The organism is Sphingobacterium sp. UBA865, from assembly GCF_002295765.1.
In the GTDB taxonomy this organism is placed as follows: domain Bacteria; phylum Bacteroidota; class Bacteroidia; order Sphingobacteriales; family Sphingobacteriaceae; genus Sphingobacterium; species Sphingobacterium multivorum.
Window position 1 is genome coordinate 55,329 of record NZ_DBGB01000039.1, and the last position, 13,267, is coordinate 68,595.

General features: G+C 43.5%; 16 protein-coding genes. 8 read left to right on the plus strand and 8 right to left on the minus strand.

Annotated elements, in window-relative coordinates:
* The first annotated feature begins 39 nt into the window (after positions 1-39).
* The 3 genes from B2O97_RS21215 to B2O97_RS21225 all read left to right on the plus strand — a co-directional run bounded on the left by B2O97_RS21215 (position 40) and on the right by B2O97_RS21225 (position 3,748).
* Positions 40-951 carry a helix-turn-helix domain-containing protein gene (locus tag B2O97_RS21215; RefSeq protein WP_204991102.1) on the plus strand — a complete coding sequence of 304 codons (912 nt, stop codon included), beginning with the start codon at positions 40-42 and terminating at the stop codon, positions 949-951.
* A 182-nt stretch (positions 952-1,133) separates the two neighbouring features.
* Positions 1,134-2,195 carry a fatty acid desaturase family protein gene (locus B2O97_RS21220; protein ID WP_204991101.1) on the plus strand — a complete coding sequence of 354 codons (1,062 nt, stop codon included), beginning with the start codon at positions 1,134-1,136 and terminating at the stop codon, positions 2,193-2,195.
* Positions 2,196-2,263: 68 nt separating this feature from the next.
* Complete coding sequence (locus B2O97_RS21225; RefSeq protein WP_204991100.1) at positions 2,264-3,748, plus strand: DHA2 family efflux MFS transporter permease subunit; 1,485 nt, start codon at positions 2,264-2,266, stop codon at positions 3,746-3,748.
* Positions 3,749-3,892: 144 nt separating this feature from the next.
* Here B2O97_RS21225 and B2O97_RS21230 read toward each other — a convergent pair whose 3' ends face one another.
* Positions 3,893-4,909 carry a hypothetical protein gene (locus B2O97_RS21230; RefSeq protein WP_112376328.1) on the minus strand — a complete coding sequence of 339 codons (1,017 nt, stop codon included), beginning with the start codon at positions 4,907-4,909 and terminating at the stop codon, positions 3,893-3,895.
* Positions 4,910-5,104: 195 nt separating this feature from the next.
* Here B2O97_RS21230 and B2O97_RS21235 point away from each other — a divergent pair, with 195 nt between their 5' ends.
* Positions 5,105-5,482 carry a hypothetical protein gene (locus tag B2O97_RS21235; RefSeq protein ID WP_112376327.1) on the plus strand — a complete coding sequence of 126 codons (378 nt, stop codon included), beginning with the start codon at positions 5,105-5,107 and terminating at the stop codon, positions 5,480-5,482.
* Positions 5,483-5,559: 77 nt separating this feature from the next.
* Here B2O97_RS21235 and B2O97_RS21240 read toward each other — a convergent pair whose 3' ends face one another.
* Complete coding sequence (locus B2O97_RS21240; RefSeq protein ID WP_112376326.1) at positions 5,560-5,901, minus strand: winged helix-turn-helix transcriptional regulator; 342 nt, start codon at positions 5,899-5,901, stop codon at positions 5,560-5,562.
* Between the two features lie 105 nt (positions 5,902-6,006).
* On the opposite strand from B2O97_RS21240, the gene B2O97_RS21245 reads away from it, so the two are divergent.
* From B2O97_RS21245 to B2O97_RS21260, 4 genes are all read left to right on the plus strand, one after another.
* Complete coding sequence (locus B2O97_RS21245) at positions 6,007-6,969, plus strand: aldo/keto reductase (RefSeq protein ID WP_286768088.1); 963 nt, start codon at positions 6,007-6,009, stop codon at positions 6,967-6,969.
* A 132-nt stretch (positions 6,970-7,101) separates the two neighbouring features.
* Positions 7,102-7,215, plus strand: coding sequence for a DUF1398 domain-containing protein (locus B2O97_RS21250; RefSeq protein ID WP_236560215.1), 114 nt, complete (start codon positions 7,102-7,104; stop codon positions 7,213-7,215).
* Between the two features lie 14 nt (positions 7,216-7,229).
* Positions 7,230-7,796, plus strand: coding sequence for a hypothetical protein (locus B2O97_RS21255; RefSeq protein ID WP_159332988.1), 567 nt, complete (start codon positions 7,230-7,232; stop codon positions 7,794-7,796).
* A gap of 22 nt (positions 7,797-7,818) precedes the next feature.
* Positions 7,819-8,754: a 1-phosphofructokinase family hexose kinase gene (locus B2O97_RS21260; protein ID WP_159332989.1), complete on the plus strand. Its 936-nt coding sequence runs from the start codon at positions 7,819-7,821 to the stop codon at positions 8,752-8,754.
* 235 nt (positions 8,755-8,989) lie between these two features.
* Here the strand turns inward: B2O97_RS21260 and B2O97_RS21265 are convergent, their stop codons facing one another.
* The 6 genes from B2O97_RS21265 to B2O97_RS21290 form a co-directional block, all read right to left on the minus strand.
* On the minus strand, positions 8,990-9,346 hold the full coding sequence (locus B2O97_RS21265; RefSeq protein ID WP_201639138.1) for a hypothetical protein: 357 nt from the start codon (positions 9,344-9,346) through the stop codon (positions 8,990-8,992).
* A 130-nt stretch (positions 9,347-9,476) separates the two neighbouring features.
* Positions 9,477-9,920: a DUF5675 family protein gene (locus B2O97_RS21270; RefSeq protein WP_070561182.1), complete on the minus strand. Its 444-nt coding sequence runs from the start codon at positions 9,918-9,920 to the stop codon at positions 9,477-9,479.
* Positions 9,921-9,934: 14 nt separating this feature from the next.
* The gene (locus tag B2O97_RS21275) at positions 9,935-10,489 is read right to left on the minus strand and encodes a DUF6266 family protein (protein WP_070561183.1); all 555 of its coding nucleotides are present in this window, start codon (positions 10,487-10,489) and stop codon (positions 9,935-9,937) included.
* 70 nt (positions 10,490-10,559) lie between these two features.
* Complete coding sequence (locus B2O97_RS21280; RefSeq protein WP_070561184.1) at positions 10,560-11,204, minus strand: DUF6266 family protein; 645 nt, start codon at positions 11,202-11,204, stop codon at positions 10,560-10,562.
* A gap of 420 nt (positions 11,205-11,624) precedes the next feature.
* Positions 11,625-12,008, minus strand: coding sequence for a hypothetical protein (locus B2O97_RS21285; RefSeq protein WP_070561185.1), 384 nt, complete (start codon positions 12,006-12,008; stop codon positions 11,625-11,627).
* Positions 12,009-12,108: 100 nt separating this feature from the next.
* On the minus strand, positions 12,109-13,131 hold the full coding sequence (locus B2O97_RS21290) for a hypothetical protein (protein ID WP_115049132.1): 1,023 nt from the start codon (positions 13,129-13,131) through the stop codon (positions 12,109-12,111).
* Between the last annotated feature and the right edge of the window lie 136 nt (positions 13,132-13,267).

The following is a 13,267-nucleotide window of genomic DNA, read 5'->3' on the forward strand; positions in this document are numbered from 1 at the left end:
AGGCAGTTGTTTTTTGTAAATTTGTACAATAGAAACAGGATGCATACGATCAATTCCATATCCGAATTTCACCGGCAATTGTCCTTGCCGGCACCGTTACACCCACTCATCAGTGTAATTGATGTCGCTGGAATAAAACCTGCTGAAAGCGACATCTGGGAGCAGTTCTGCGTAAATTTCTATAGTATTTCGCTTAAAAAAGACGTTACTGCAACATTAAAGTACGGCCAACACTATTATGATTTCGACAAAGGAACGATGAATTTCATCGCGCCCAAGCAGATCCAATCGTTAACGATTGCTGAAATCAGAAAGATGAATACCGAATGCGGAAAAGGTTACATGCTGCTATTTCACCCCGATTTTTTGTATACCCACCCCCTGGCCAGCAAAATAAAAAGCTACAATTTCTTTTCGTACGCGCTTAACGAAGCATTACATCTCTCCGAACGCGAAGAAAAAGACATTATAGAAATCTTTCTTAAAATCGAAAGCGAATATCAGCATATCGACAAACATACCCAAGGAATCATTTTGTCGCAAATTGACATGCTCTTGCAGTACAGCAACCGGTTCTATGAGCGTCAATTCATTACCCGGAAAGCCGTTAACCACGCATTGCTAACTCAATTGGAAAAATTGCTGGATGATTATTTCGGCAACGAGGAAACCTTAAAACAAGGGCTTCCGACGGTAGAGTATTTGGCAGAAAGCCTTCATGTATCGGCTCGTTATCTAAGCGATTTACTCCGTTCCGTTACCGGTAAAAACACACAGCAGCACATCCACGACAAGTTAATTGAAGAAGCCAAGGAAAAGCTCACGGCAACAAGCCTTTCCGTAGCGGAGATCGCCTACAAACTCGGTTTTGAACATCCACAATCGTTCAACAAACTGTTTAAGAAAAAAACCAATGTTTCACCTTTAGCATTCAGGCAATCGTTTAATTGACAGAACAGTAATAAATAAATTTTAGTGTTAATCCCGCTGACCTGTTCTCCGGTAAATTGACCTTTAACAATCTTTAACTTTACGACCGCGATATTTCAAATTTTATATGGTACATTTACATTGTTCTATCGCTCAAGATCGAACGTAATAAAAATTAAGAATATTTCTCGAGTAAAAACCCAATGTCCCAGTCAGTAAAATTCAGCAATGTCAATACATTGTTCTCTAAAACGTTAAAACAAAAAATTAATAACTATTTTCAAAATTCACTTCAGCCAAGAACCGGGAATGGTAAGATCTATCTTAAAGCCTCTATCCTCCTGATCAGCTTTGCGGTATTGTATCTCCTTCTGGTATTCGCACCTTTGCATTGGAGTATTTCAATAGCATTATGTATCATTTTCGGAGCTAATCTCGCTGCGATTGGTTTTAACATTATGCACGATGCTGGTCACAATTCTTTTTCAGACAATAAAAACCTTAACACTGTGCTGTCCTACTCGCTCAATCTACTGGGCGGCAATATCTACTTTTGGAAGCTCAAACATAATATTGCACACCATACCTATACAAATATCGATGGCGAAGATCACGATATCGAAGTCAAGTTTATGCGTATACACCACGACCAAAAACTTCGGAAACACCATCGCTATCAGCGTTTTTATTTTCCGCTTCTCTATGGAATCTCCTATTTAGCGTGGATCTTTTATCAAGATTATGAGAAATATTTCCGTGGACGCATGGGACATAAAACCGAGCAATTTCATTTTCCGGTCAAAGAGCGTATTATTTTTGGGGTCAGTAAGCTCATTCACTTCAGCTTATTTGTCATCCTTCCGATCATTTTCGTCGGGTGGCTGCCCACACTTATCGGTTTGCTGATTTCTGGTATTGTGTGTGGTATGAGTCTGGCCACCGTATTCCAGCTGGCCCATGTGGTGGAAGAAACCGAATTCAAAACCATTGACCAGTCAAAGGTCGAGGAAGAATGGATGATTCATCAGATTCAGTCCACCGCAAATTTTGCTACGGGCAGCAAAGCACTTACCTGGTTGCTTGGCGGCCTCAATTTTCAGGTTGAACATCACCTTTTTCCAAAGATCAGCCATGTTCATTATCCTGCGCTCAATCGGATTGTGAAGCAGACCTGCAAGGAATATAAAATACAATACAACGAGTTTCGAAGCTTCTGGACAGCATTTAGATCGCATTTAAAAGTGCTGGAGGCCATGTCAAAATAACCTCGTTATTAGCGAGTCCATTTCCTTTGTCCCTTGCCGATACATGTTGGTCATTTAATTGCCTTTAAATGACTTTTCTTTTTTCCGATAGGCTTACTTTTGTCGCACATGTATCCCGTTCGGGATTGAAGAAGAGCAAAATGAAGAAAGAATCACGCATCATATCGCTCATTGTTGGTGGCACACTGTTTATGGAGATGCTCGACACCACAGCGATATCCACGGCCTTACCCAAAATGGCACATGATTTTGAGAGTAATGTTGTACACCTCAGTGCGGGCATTACTTCATACACCGTCATGCTGGCCGTATTTATACCGATCAGTGGCTGGATCGCCGACCGCTACGGCGCAAAAAAAGTGTTCAATACCGCAATTATAGGATTTATACTTTCGTCGATCGCTTGTGGACTGAGTACCAACTTGACATCTTTCGTTATAGCGCGCATCTGCCAGGGTACAGCCGGAGCACTTATGGTTCCGGTTGGTCGTCTCATCGTACTGAAGCATACGGCAAAGAAAGATCTGGTCGATGCGATCGGTTATATTGCCTGGGCCGGATTATTAGGCCCTATTGTTGGCCCCGTACTGGGTGGATTTTTTACGACCTATTTTAGCTGGCACTGGATTTTCTTTATCAACATACCCTTCGGCGTATTTGCGCTGTGGGCCGTGCATACATTTATTCCGGCAATGGAATCTGAAAATAGCCGTCCACTTGATATTATCGGTTTTTTAATCAGCGGGATTGGCCTCGCCGGCATCATGCTGGGTACCGAAATGATCGGCGCTGCCAACGGAGATTATACCAAACCGCTTGTCACTATCCTGGCAAGCTTTGCCCTGATGGCTATTGCGGTATGGCACTCCAAACGTATACAGTACCCCTTGATCGATTATCGTATCCTCAAAATAAAGACTTTCCGGGTTACAGTCTATTCCGGCTCGATTACCCGTATGGTGATCAATGTTGCTCCTTTTATCTTGCCCCTTATGCTACAGCTGGGTTTCGGACTGAGCCCATTTCATGCAGGCCTCCTCTATATGGCCAACATGCTGGGCAGTATGAGCATGAAGCCCGTAGCCATTTGGATAACACGACGGTTTGACTTCCGTAGGGTTTTGATTGGGAACGGTATTATTTTAACAATTTTTACGGCCGGACTTTCCCTGCTTTCCCTGCAAACGCCAATCTGGCTTGTGGCCATCGTATTCTTTTTCTCGGGGCTTACCCGGTCGCTCCAATTTACAAGCCTGAATACGTTGGCCTACGCAGACGTACCCAATGGACAGCTCAGCAATGCGAATACGTTGTACAATACGGCACAGCAAATGGCACTGGGTATGGGTATCGCCCTGGGAGCGGTAACACTTCACCTTGCAAGCAGCTATTATCAGGATACCGTTTATCAGATGCGGGATTTCAGTTTGGCCTTGCAGTTAATTGCTGGCTTATCCCTGCTATCCTTAATCGAATATTTCAAAATTAAACCAAGTGACGGGGCCAATTTAAGGGGTTTGCCTTCACAAAAAGAAGTGCAGAAGGCCGCTTAGTCCTTTAAATATTAGGTGGACTTTTCGGTATTGGGTAGGCTTTTCGGACTGTAGCCAAATTGTTTTTTAAATGCATAGTCGGTCAGGGAAATGATGCACTATATTTGAAATATACCCGTTTGATCTTTATCATAGCAGAATTTATCAGTTCAATGGTATAAGTTGATCCCAGCCCTTATGCCGCAGATTATGTGCGTTATCCAAAAAATCTTTTAGCTTTTTTTCTTTTCGCATCCATTCGTTTACCAGAAGCAGGTTTCCGATCTCCATTTCCGTCATGTTCAACCGCAGGCATTGAAACACCTCCTTACGAAACTCCAGTTGAGACGCATTAGGCGAAATTGGAAAATGGATATGCATCATATTCACTCTACAGGTGCTACTTATACGGAAAAACCATTTGTCAAGCCCTCTTTTTTCTAGCTCCTGCAAAAAACGACCGGCCTCTAATCGCGTACCATCAATCAGTACAACTTGTTTTTCTCCTCTTTTAGAAAAATAGAAAGGAACATCAAACATACGAACAACATCTTTTCGCAATGCACTTAGATCGAATCGAGCTTGGATGTAAAGCACATCATAAAGTGATCCGATTGGGATACTTTTATCCAATTCGCTTGGAGGGAGTATGGTGACCACTTTTTCTACAGGAACTGTTTTTTCTGGTAACAGATCGCTGAAAAGCGTCAATGCGTTTGTTGGCGTAAACCACCATAATTGTCCTCTGATAAAAACATAGCTTACGTAGACCAAGCATCCTGTAGCAACAAGAGGCATATAATGGAACAAATAATTTATAAAAAACATATACGTACTACCGCTACGTACAAAAGCGATTAGATAGATAAAGCAGAGATAGACCATTAAAAGTGCTAAGGATGTGGACAGAATGGCCCATAACAGTTCTGATACTGGCAAACTATTGGTCTGCAAGCGTCCCCTTCTAAAGAGTTGCAATTCCGGATATTTTTTCTGCCAATGGATCCACAAAACTTTCAGCCGAACACGAATGAGCAGCGCAGCAACGACTATTGCCAAAGCAAATGCTAATGTCCAAGTCCAATAGGCTGGCGTCCAAATTCTATTTAACTTAAATCCATTATTTGCAATTAAATTAAAAATCGAAGAGACAAAAAAGCTCTCAACGAATAATCTTAACATTTTCATATCATTCCACCAAATACTGTTATTAGACTAAGGTTTATATTGTTTGAACATCTAATTTATTAAAATTAATCAAGTATTAAGCAAAATTGAATCTTCAAAAAGAAGATTATCCTCCAAAATCACGGAGGTTATTCCTTGGCATTCGTTTAAGTAATCTTTAAAATAAATATTTGCCAAAAGAGAATTTTTATGAAAGAAAACTTAGACGAGTTTGGTTTGGCAGCTAAAGTTGCCACACTTCTCGCGCTACCTAGGGTAGATCGCGCACTAGCGCTGCAGCTTATGAGAGATAATTTTGTGGACTGGATGGAGCACAACTTTAATCTAGGCTCCAATCAGGCGGATAAACTTAACCAACTTCCCGCTGAGCTTAGTCAAAAACTTGGCATTGCGATCAGCAATTACCTCATGGAGGACCATGTACTTCAAGTTCGAAAAGACGAAAAGAAAGATGAGGATCCAGATTTCACAGAGCTTTGTATATACGGGGTCGAGGAATGGCTAGATGGAGAACCTGAAGCAGAACCGACTCCCCTGTATATACGGATTTCATATAGAAATGCCTAGCCTTATAGTAAGGAATAGAAATATAACTTATGGGTTCCGATATGGACGCATGCACATCCCCTATCGAGCGGGATTTCTCATAAAATCTTTTCCAATTCATTTCTGTGATCCTCACCCCATTGGGCTGTTACCGCGATGACTGGTATAAGGCTTTCACCGAGCCCAGTCAGTTCATATTCGACTTTCAGCGGAAGCTGATCAAAGACGACTTTATTGATTAATCCATGTTCAATCAATTGGCCAAGCTGCGCATCAAGTACACGGCGGGTTGCATTGGGGATTTTCCGCTGCAGTTCACCCGGACGCTTGATACCTGAATGTATGGCCCAGAGCAGGTTTATTTTCCATTTTCCCTGAACCACTTGTAGGAACAGATGTAAACCGCAATCTAAATTGATCGGAAGCTTTTTTTCATACATAGCTGCTATATTTTACGAAGGCATAAAGTGGGTATAGATAAATTTATCCGTAATTGACACGGTTACTTTATGCCCTTAACTTTGCAACAAAGTAAATATAAAAATATGAAATACAAGTTATTTGGATCAAAAACAGGACTGCATGCCAGTGAAATAATTTTAGGAGCTGCCAACTTTGGAACCAGAAAAGGTTACGGAGCCGATCCCGAAGAGTCAAAAAAGATTTTAACAGCTTATGCTGATGCAGGTGGTAATTTTATCGATATATCGGATGTTTACCAATTTGGAGAGGCAGAAGAAATCGTAGGCAACTTTTTAGAGGGGCAGCGAAGCAATTTTATTATCTGTTCAAAATATACCCGAAGTAGTGATCCCAACCCTGCGATCGGTAATTTTGGGAATAACCGTAAATCTATGCGACAGGCTGTTGAAAAAACTCTAAAAAGATTGAAGACGGACTACATCGATATTTATATGCCTCATTATGACGATGGCGTAACTCCATGGGAAGAAATAGCCATGGGACTTCAAGATCTGGTCAGCGAAGGAAAAATAGTGTATGCAGGACTAACTAATTTCCCGGCATGGAAGGTGTCGGCCATTGGATCAGCAACAAAACTCAGTGCTTTACAGATTGAATATAATTTATTACAACGTACCGCAGACCGTGAACTGATCCCGATGGCAAAGGAATTTGGTCTTGGTGTGATGATGTACTCGCCAATGGCTGGCGGCCTGCTGACCGCAAAATATAGAAAAGGAGAAGCTGGGCGAATCAGCTATTCTTCTGGCGCTGAATATTCCGAGGACGAGAAAACCAAACTGATCATTGATGAACTGGTATTAATCGCAAAAAAATATGAAGCAACACCCGGTGAGATTGCATTTGCTTGGAACTTATCGAAAGAGGCATTTCCATTACTGGGAGCACGCAATATCAATCAATTTGAGCAAATTATTAGCGCTATTGAAATTAATTTGACAGCTGATGAGCTGACCAAACTGGACGCTTTAAGCTCCATTAGCCTCGGGTATCCACACGACCTGCTGAATACAGTACGAGGTTGAGAACAGCATGAATTTCAGCAGCAGTATCGGAGTTGAAATATAAGGGAGCTAAAGAGATTCTTTAGTATATTTACTTTACTATTAAATGGGAGGATATTGGAGAGGGGTTTAACACGTGTAAATCAAGAAAACATGTTTACAATAGAACAAATTGAAGCTGCTCATAGCAACGTAAAATCAGGCGCTGACTTTCCGGCCTATATCCGGGACATCAAAAAGTTAGGTGACACATCGAAGTTAAATTAAATACATAAAAGAAAATGGGTCAATACTTTTGGATTGCGATACCTGCCGAGCTGTTTTTTCAGTATTGCGGAGAAACGATGGAAAAACATCGGACGCACGCCTATATTGAGAAGATAAACCGTCGTTCAGGCAAACGGAGTTATCTGAAATACAGCAAGGAAAATCAGTCGGCGTTTTTGGCAAGCTTTTCCTCAGTAGATTATCAGGGATTTTTCCTTTCCACCTATCCTTTTTCAGATCAGGAAACTATCTTAGATTCAGGTATCTTCTATGATTCACCTGTAGCCGAATATACCATTGCAGGAAGCGGGGGCTATGAAACTGACCGGACAAGGGAAATTATCCACTTGCGTCAGATCATGAAACAAGCGGACAAATCCGCAAAAGCATTTTTTGCGGCCTTGCAGCGCAACCTCAAAAAAATCCCCGATCTGCGCGATACCCTGAGCAGTGGAAATAAAAACCATTTTTACCTTCCGACATCAAAAAGTATTATTCCCCAAAATGCCCATAGTCGGCTTATAACACTACCCTGGGAAGAACACTGCCTGAGCAAAGACCTGGTCTACCAACAGCAATGATTCAAATTTATAACATAAACAAATGGCAAAATCTATTTTAACAATTACCCTGAATCCATCCATAGACAAGAGTACCCGTGTACAACATATCGTTCCTGAAAAGAAATTACGATGTGAAGCGCCTGTATATGAACCTGGCGGTGGGGGAATTAACGTATCTCGGGCATTGAAAAGACTTGGTTTGGCATCAACAGCCCTTTTTACATCCGGGGGAAAGACAGGCAGTTTACTCGAAAGCTTATTGAAGCTGGAAGATATTGCTATAGAACCTATTTGGGTGAACGGCGAGACCCGCGAAAACTTTATCGTGGTTGACAGCGCAACGAATCAGCAATATCGATTTGGGTTGCCAGGCGAACAGTTTGAGTCCAACGAACTGGAGGGGATCAGGACTTCGATTGAGGAAATCACCTATGTTCCGGATTTTGTCGTTATCAGCGGTAGTATGCCCGCTGGTATGCCGCCCGAGTTTACACGATCGCTGATCAATACGTACAAAACGAAGGGCAGTAAAATAATCATTGATACCTCTGGCGATGCACTTCGCCTTGCACTGGAGGAAGGTGTCTTTTTGATCAAACCAAATGCCGGCGAGCTTGCTGCGCTTGTGGGAAAAGAGGAATTGGGGCATTCCGATCTGGATATGGCCGCCCAGCAGCTAATTTCGGAGGGTAAAGCAACTTTAATCGTTGTCTCTTTAGGTGCTCAAGGCGCTATATTATATTCAAAAACAGAACGAATACAGCTGCCTTCCCCACTGGTCAAGGTACGCAGTACGGTGGGCGCAGGTGACAGTATGGTTGCCGGAATGGTGTCTGTCTTAGCCCAACAGGGAGATATGGAGCATGTCCTTCAAATGGGAATCGCCTGTGGCTCGGCCACGACGATGGCGGAAGGAACTGGGCTATTCGCTAAGGAAGATGTCGATCGGCTGTTCTCGGAAATAAAAAAAAGATAAATATTGAGGATTCTGCCTTACTAATGAAGATATTGCTTTACAAAAAGGCGCACAATCCCGTGCGCCTTTTTGTTCTGCTCATCTTTTCCGTTTACCCAGTTTCGCCAATAACCTACTTGTAGCGAAACTGACCAGGGTACCCAAGGCAGCCGTCAGGGCGGTCTGCAATACATCGCCCAGCGAGATGCTGGCCCAGATGGAACAGATGGTACCGCCGATGGCCGAGATGCGGATATCATTCACTTTCATCCATCGCGCTCCTTTCTACGGTATCTTCGCTTCCATTTTTAACGGACCTATTCTCCCTGACGCCCACCGAAGCATCCTTATCGGTAGGCGATTCAGCTGCCGACATCGTATCATCCATTGCCGACTGATTCCTTTCGCCATGGTCCGGATTGTATTTCCCTTCCTGCGGCTCCTTGCCATCGTCTACCTCGGAATGTGATTTAGCCTCGTCCAATATTGTTTCCACGATACCAAGCCCCAAAGCCAGATATTTTAATACATTTCCCACCTTACCCGGCAGCTTTACAGGTGCCACCAACAGCAGTTGCAGCACCTGTCCTATTTTATTGAAGATCTTTTTCATCTGTATAAATTTGTTTTTCAATTGAGATGAAGCTATCAGATTTATTCATTCCCCAATATGATTGAATAAATCATGATGGTTTCATGTTTACTTTTTTAAGGATGATCAATTATTTAGCAGGAACCTCTACTCACTCGACCTGTACTTCGACCAGTCCCTGCAGCATTAGTTCGACCACTAGCGGATAGAACTTTTTGTAGGCGACACCCGAGGCTAACAGGCGATAATCACCATCCTCCAGTACATATTGCGCGCCTACCAGGATGCAGCCCGCAGTCTCTTTGTAGCTGTTTCCTTTGTGGAAGTAGACATAGCTAAAATTCGGAATATCAAGCATCTCTAACATCCCGCGATGCATTTTTGGGTAAGCGTCGTAGTAACGGCCATTCATTGCCCCCTCGCGGTTAAAACCGAGTGGGTAATGCCCGACAGGTATGGCAGTCTCGCCCCTAATCTTCACGGGGCGCGGAATATTCTCCAGACCGTAGCAGACAAATTGATTGTTCAGGTAGATCTCGGACAGCGTGCTATGCTTGCCCTGTTTTGTACGAAGTACTTTTATCGTTGATTTCATACGCAAGATTTAAATTAGAAAAGACCGAGGTACTGACTTCTGGAGTACAGGTTTTCGTCACGATCATGTAGGAACAGGTACAGGTGCACCGGCCGATCATGCAGGATGGATGGCAGCTCGATCGTCATTTGGAGATCCTTGCGCAGCACCTGTTGTTCATTGATGGCTGCCTGCTCGCCAATAATATCATAAGCACAGAGTATGACCTGGTCATCCCATTGGTTATAATCTTTGATGTTGGATTCGGTTACATCCCAGCTCAGCTGAATCGTATTTGACGTACGTACACAGGTATTCACCGCGAGCGGAGACAGCATGCCATTGCTTATTTTTGCGAGAGCGGGCACTACCTCAAAATCCGGATATTCCCCCTGTATCACATTCGTCAGCGTATGCGACATGGCGCGGCCAAAAGCCGCCTGCACCGTGCACTTGCTATGGGCAAAACCTTTGCGGATGAGCGGGTACAGCGGATTCAAAAACCGGCGTGCCAGCCGAAAACGCTCCTGCGCAGCCTCCCTACGTGTCGGATCTGTAACCTGCTTTTTAAACTCAGAAATCACCAGCATGTCTTATCGTTTTGTGTTCAAAAATCAGGAGGAGCCACATGCTCCTCCCGTTCAATTAATCCTTCAGTGGCTAAGCCAGGTCAAATTCGCCCAAATACGTACTTTTGGATACCTTTTCGGCCTTGCGGTCGGTAAAGAAGATCCAGACATGCCCCTTGCCACCGAGCAGGTGGGCCGGGATCTGGATGTCTATCGTACCGGCAGCACGGGTGGGCGGTGTAGGTGCCGTCATAAATTCATCCTTTTCGGGTGAATAGACCAAGATAATGACCTGATCATCGGCCTTGGTCTTGTACAGGCTGTTGAGGATGGTATCCCAGTAGATAGAAAGAATTCCATTATCCACAGCAGCCTCCATGCCGCCGCCGTTGAGGTAAGAGCCCGTACTGATTTCGATCTTGCTGTAATCCAAGCTAAAGTTTGGATAAGTACCGCTTACCGCCTGTGCGATGTTGAGCTGCAGTGCCACGTTTGTGGGCGTCATCTTTTCGGTTTTGGAAAGCCCAAACCCCACCTGCAGGATCGGCGTGATCGGCATCAGAAATTTGGAGATTTTCAGGAAACGGTCCTGTTGGATCAGCTGTTCTTCGGACATCCCTTTCGTCCGCTTTTTGGGCAGGCCTTTGAGGTAGTTGATGGATTTCCAGGACGAAGCTATCACAGCGCCCACTTTACCACTTGCTCTTCCGATTACACCATTGTTGATTGTTGCCATGTTGTTATTTTTTTTAAAAAGTTAAACCCCATAAAGCTTTCATTTATACCGGTATGTATTGCTTTACTTCGACAAACATACCACATCACATAGCCCCTTGTCAATAGCATAAAACAGGTTGGCGGAGACTCGTCGGCGGCAGCCCGTCTTTTGTCGGCGTGTTGTCGGAGGCAATCGGGCATATTCCAGGTACACCGCCGTCTGGCACTTCAAAAACTACGGGTTTGAGCAGCAGTCTCGGGCCTTTGCTTCGCACCTGATTCGTACCTGCTTCGGATCAGCAATAGATCTTGTACAGATACTGACCAGACCTTCACCAGTCTCCGAACAGGGAAATACTGTTCAGCAACGGATTAACAGTGGCTGCTTTTACATGCAGCCCCGAAGACAATACGAAGCAGGTACGAATAGTGTAGGGATTTAAGGCATTTGCCGCGGCCATTTTTTATATTCGGCCACATACAGCTGCACCACATCTTTTTTGAGAAAGAGATCCGCATTACCCTCTTTATAGGTGGCTTTGAGCAGGCCTTTGGCGATACGGCGCTCGATGGTGCGCACACTTTTGCTCAAAAAATAGGCGACTTCGTGGATGGTCATTGTACCGGTCAGCTTGTGGAGCTCCGTATACTGCTGTTCTTGCAGCAGGTCGAGGATACGGTCCAGCTTGGCCGCTAAGGGCGTATATCCGATGCCTGACTTTAATTGAAAAGAATAGTGGATTTTAAGGTGAATAGCTGTCGCATTGGACACAAAACGGGGGGTGATATCCTGTTGATCAGGAGATCCTTTTACAAAAAACATAAACGGGTAAGGTTAGCTCGACTAACCGCCGAAATCCAGCGCAGCAGCAGACCTGTTGTCTACTGCGCTCGGTCTATCTAAGTTTATAAAGTGGGATGATTCAATTGAGCCGAATAAGGTTATCCCATCCCTCATGCTCCAGGTTATTGACGTTATCCAAAAAATCCTTTAGTTTTTTTTCTTTGCGCATCCATTCAGTTATCTGCAGCAGGTTGCTGATTTCCAATTCCGTCATATTCAACTTGAGGCTGTCAAACACTTCCTTACGAAACTCCAGGTAAGTGGCATTTGGCAATATCGGTTGACGGACGAGCATCATATTTACCCTACAGGTTTTATTGATGCGGAAATACCATTTATCAAGCCCCAACCTTTCTAGCTCCTGCATGAAATGATGGGCTTCCAAACGGATACCATTGATCAGGACGACTTCTTTTTTTCTTTTTTGGGAAAAATAAAAGGGCACATCAAACATACGTACAGCATCCATCTGCAAGGTATTTAAATTGAATGGCGAATCTTTATGCAGCACATCATAGAGTGATCCGATTACGATAGTCCTATCCAATGCACTTGGAGGTGCTATAGTTCCCGCTCTATCTGTTGTGTTTTCCTGCGACATGACCTCTTTCCCTAACAAAGCCATCACATTTTCAGTTGTTAGCCACCATAATTCGCCGTTACGAAAAACATAGATCACGTAGGCTATAAAGCCTAGACCAATAAAAGGCATATAATGCAGCAGATAGCTTCTTAACAAGCTGTACGTATCTTCGCTGCGGACAGAAGCGAAACAATAGATAATGAAGAGATAAATCGATAGAATCGATATAGTTGTAACAAGAATTGCACAGCAGAGCTGACCTTTGGGTATACTCTTGGTCATGACCCTCCCCTTGCTCATGAGTATCAAATCAGGGTACCGCTTCTGCCAATAAGTCCCAAAGGCTTCAAGAAACATCTGCGTGAACACGACCGCAACACCAATCGCAATTGCAAATGCCACTGTCCACATCCAATAGGTCTGTGTCCAAAATCGATTCAGGTAAATACCGTGATTTCCGATTAAATTAAAAAGCATGGAGATGAGTAAACTCTCCACCGTTAGTTTTAATACTTTCATATGTTATGTCAAGCTCTCTTAAATGGCTCAGGTTTATACTGGTTTACAGAACCAATTTACTAAATAAAATCAAATATTAAGCAAAATTTAATCACCCAAAAGAAGATTATCCTCCAAAATACCGGAGGTTAGGACA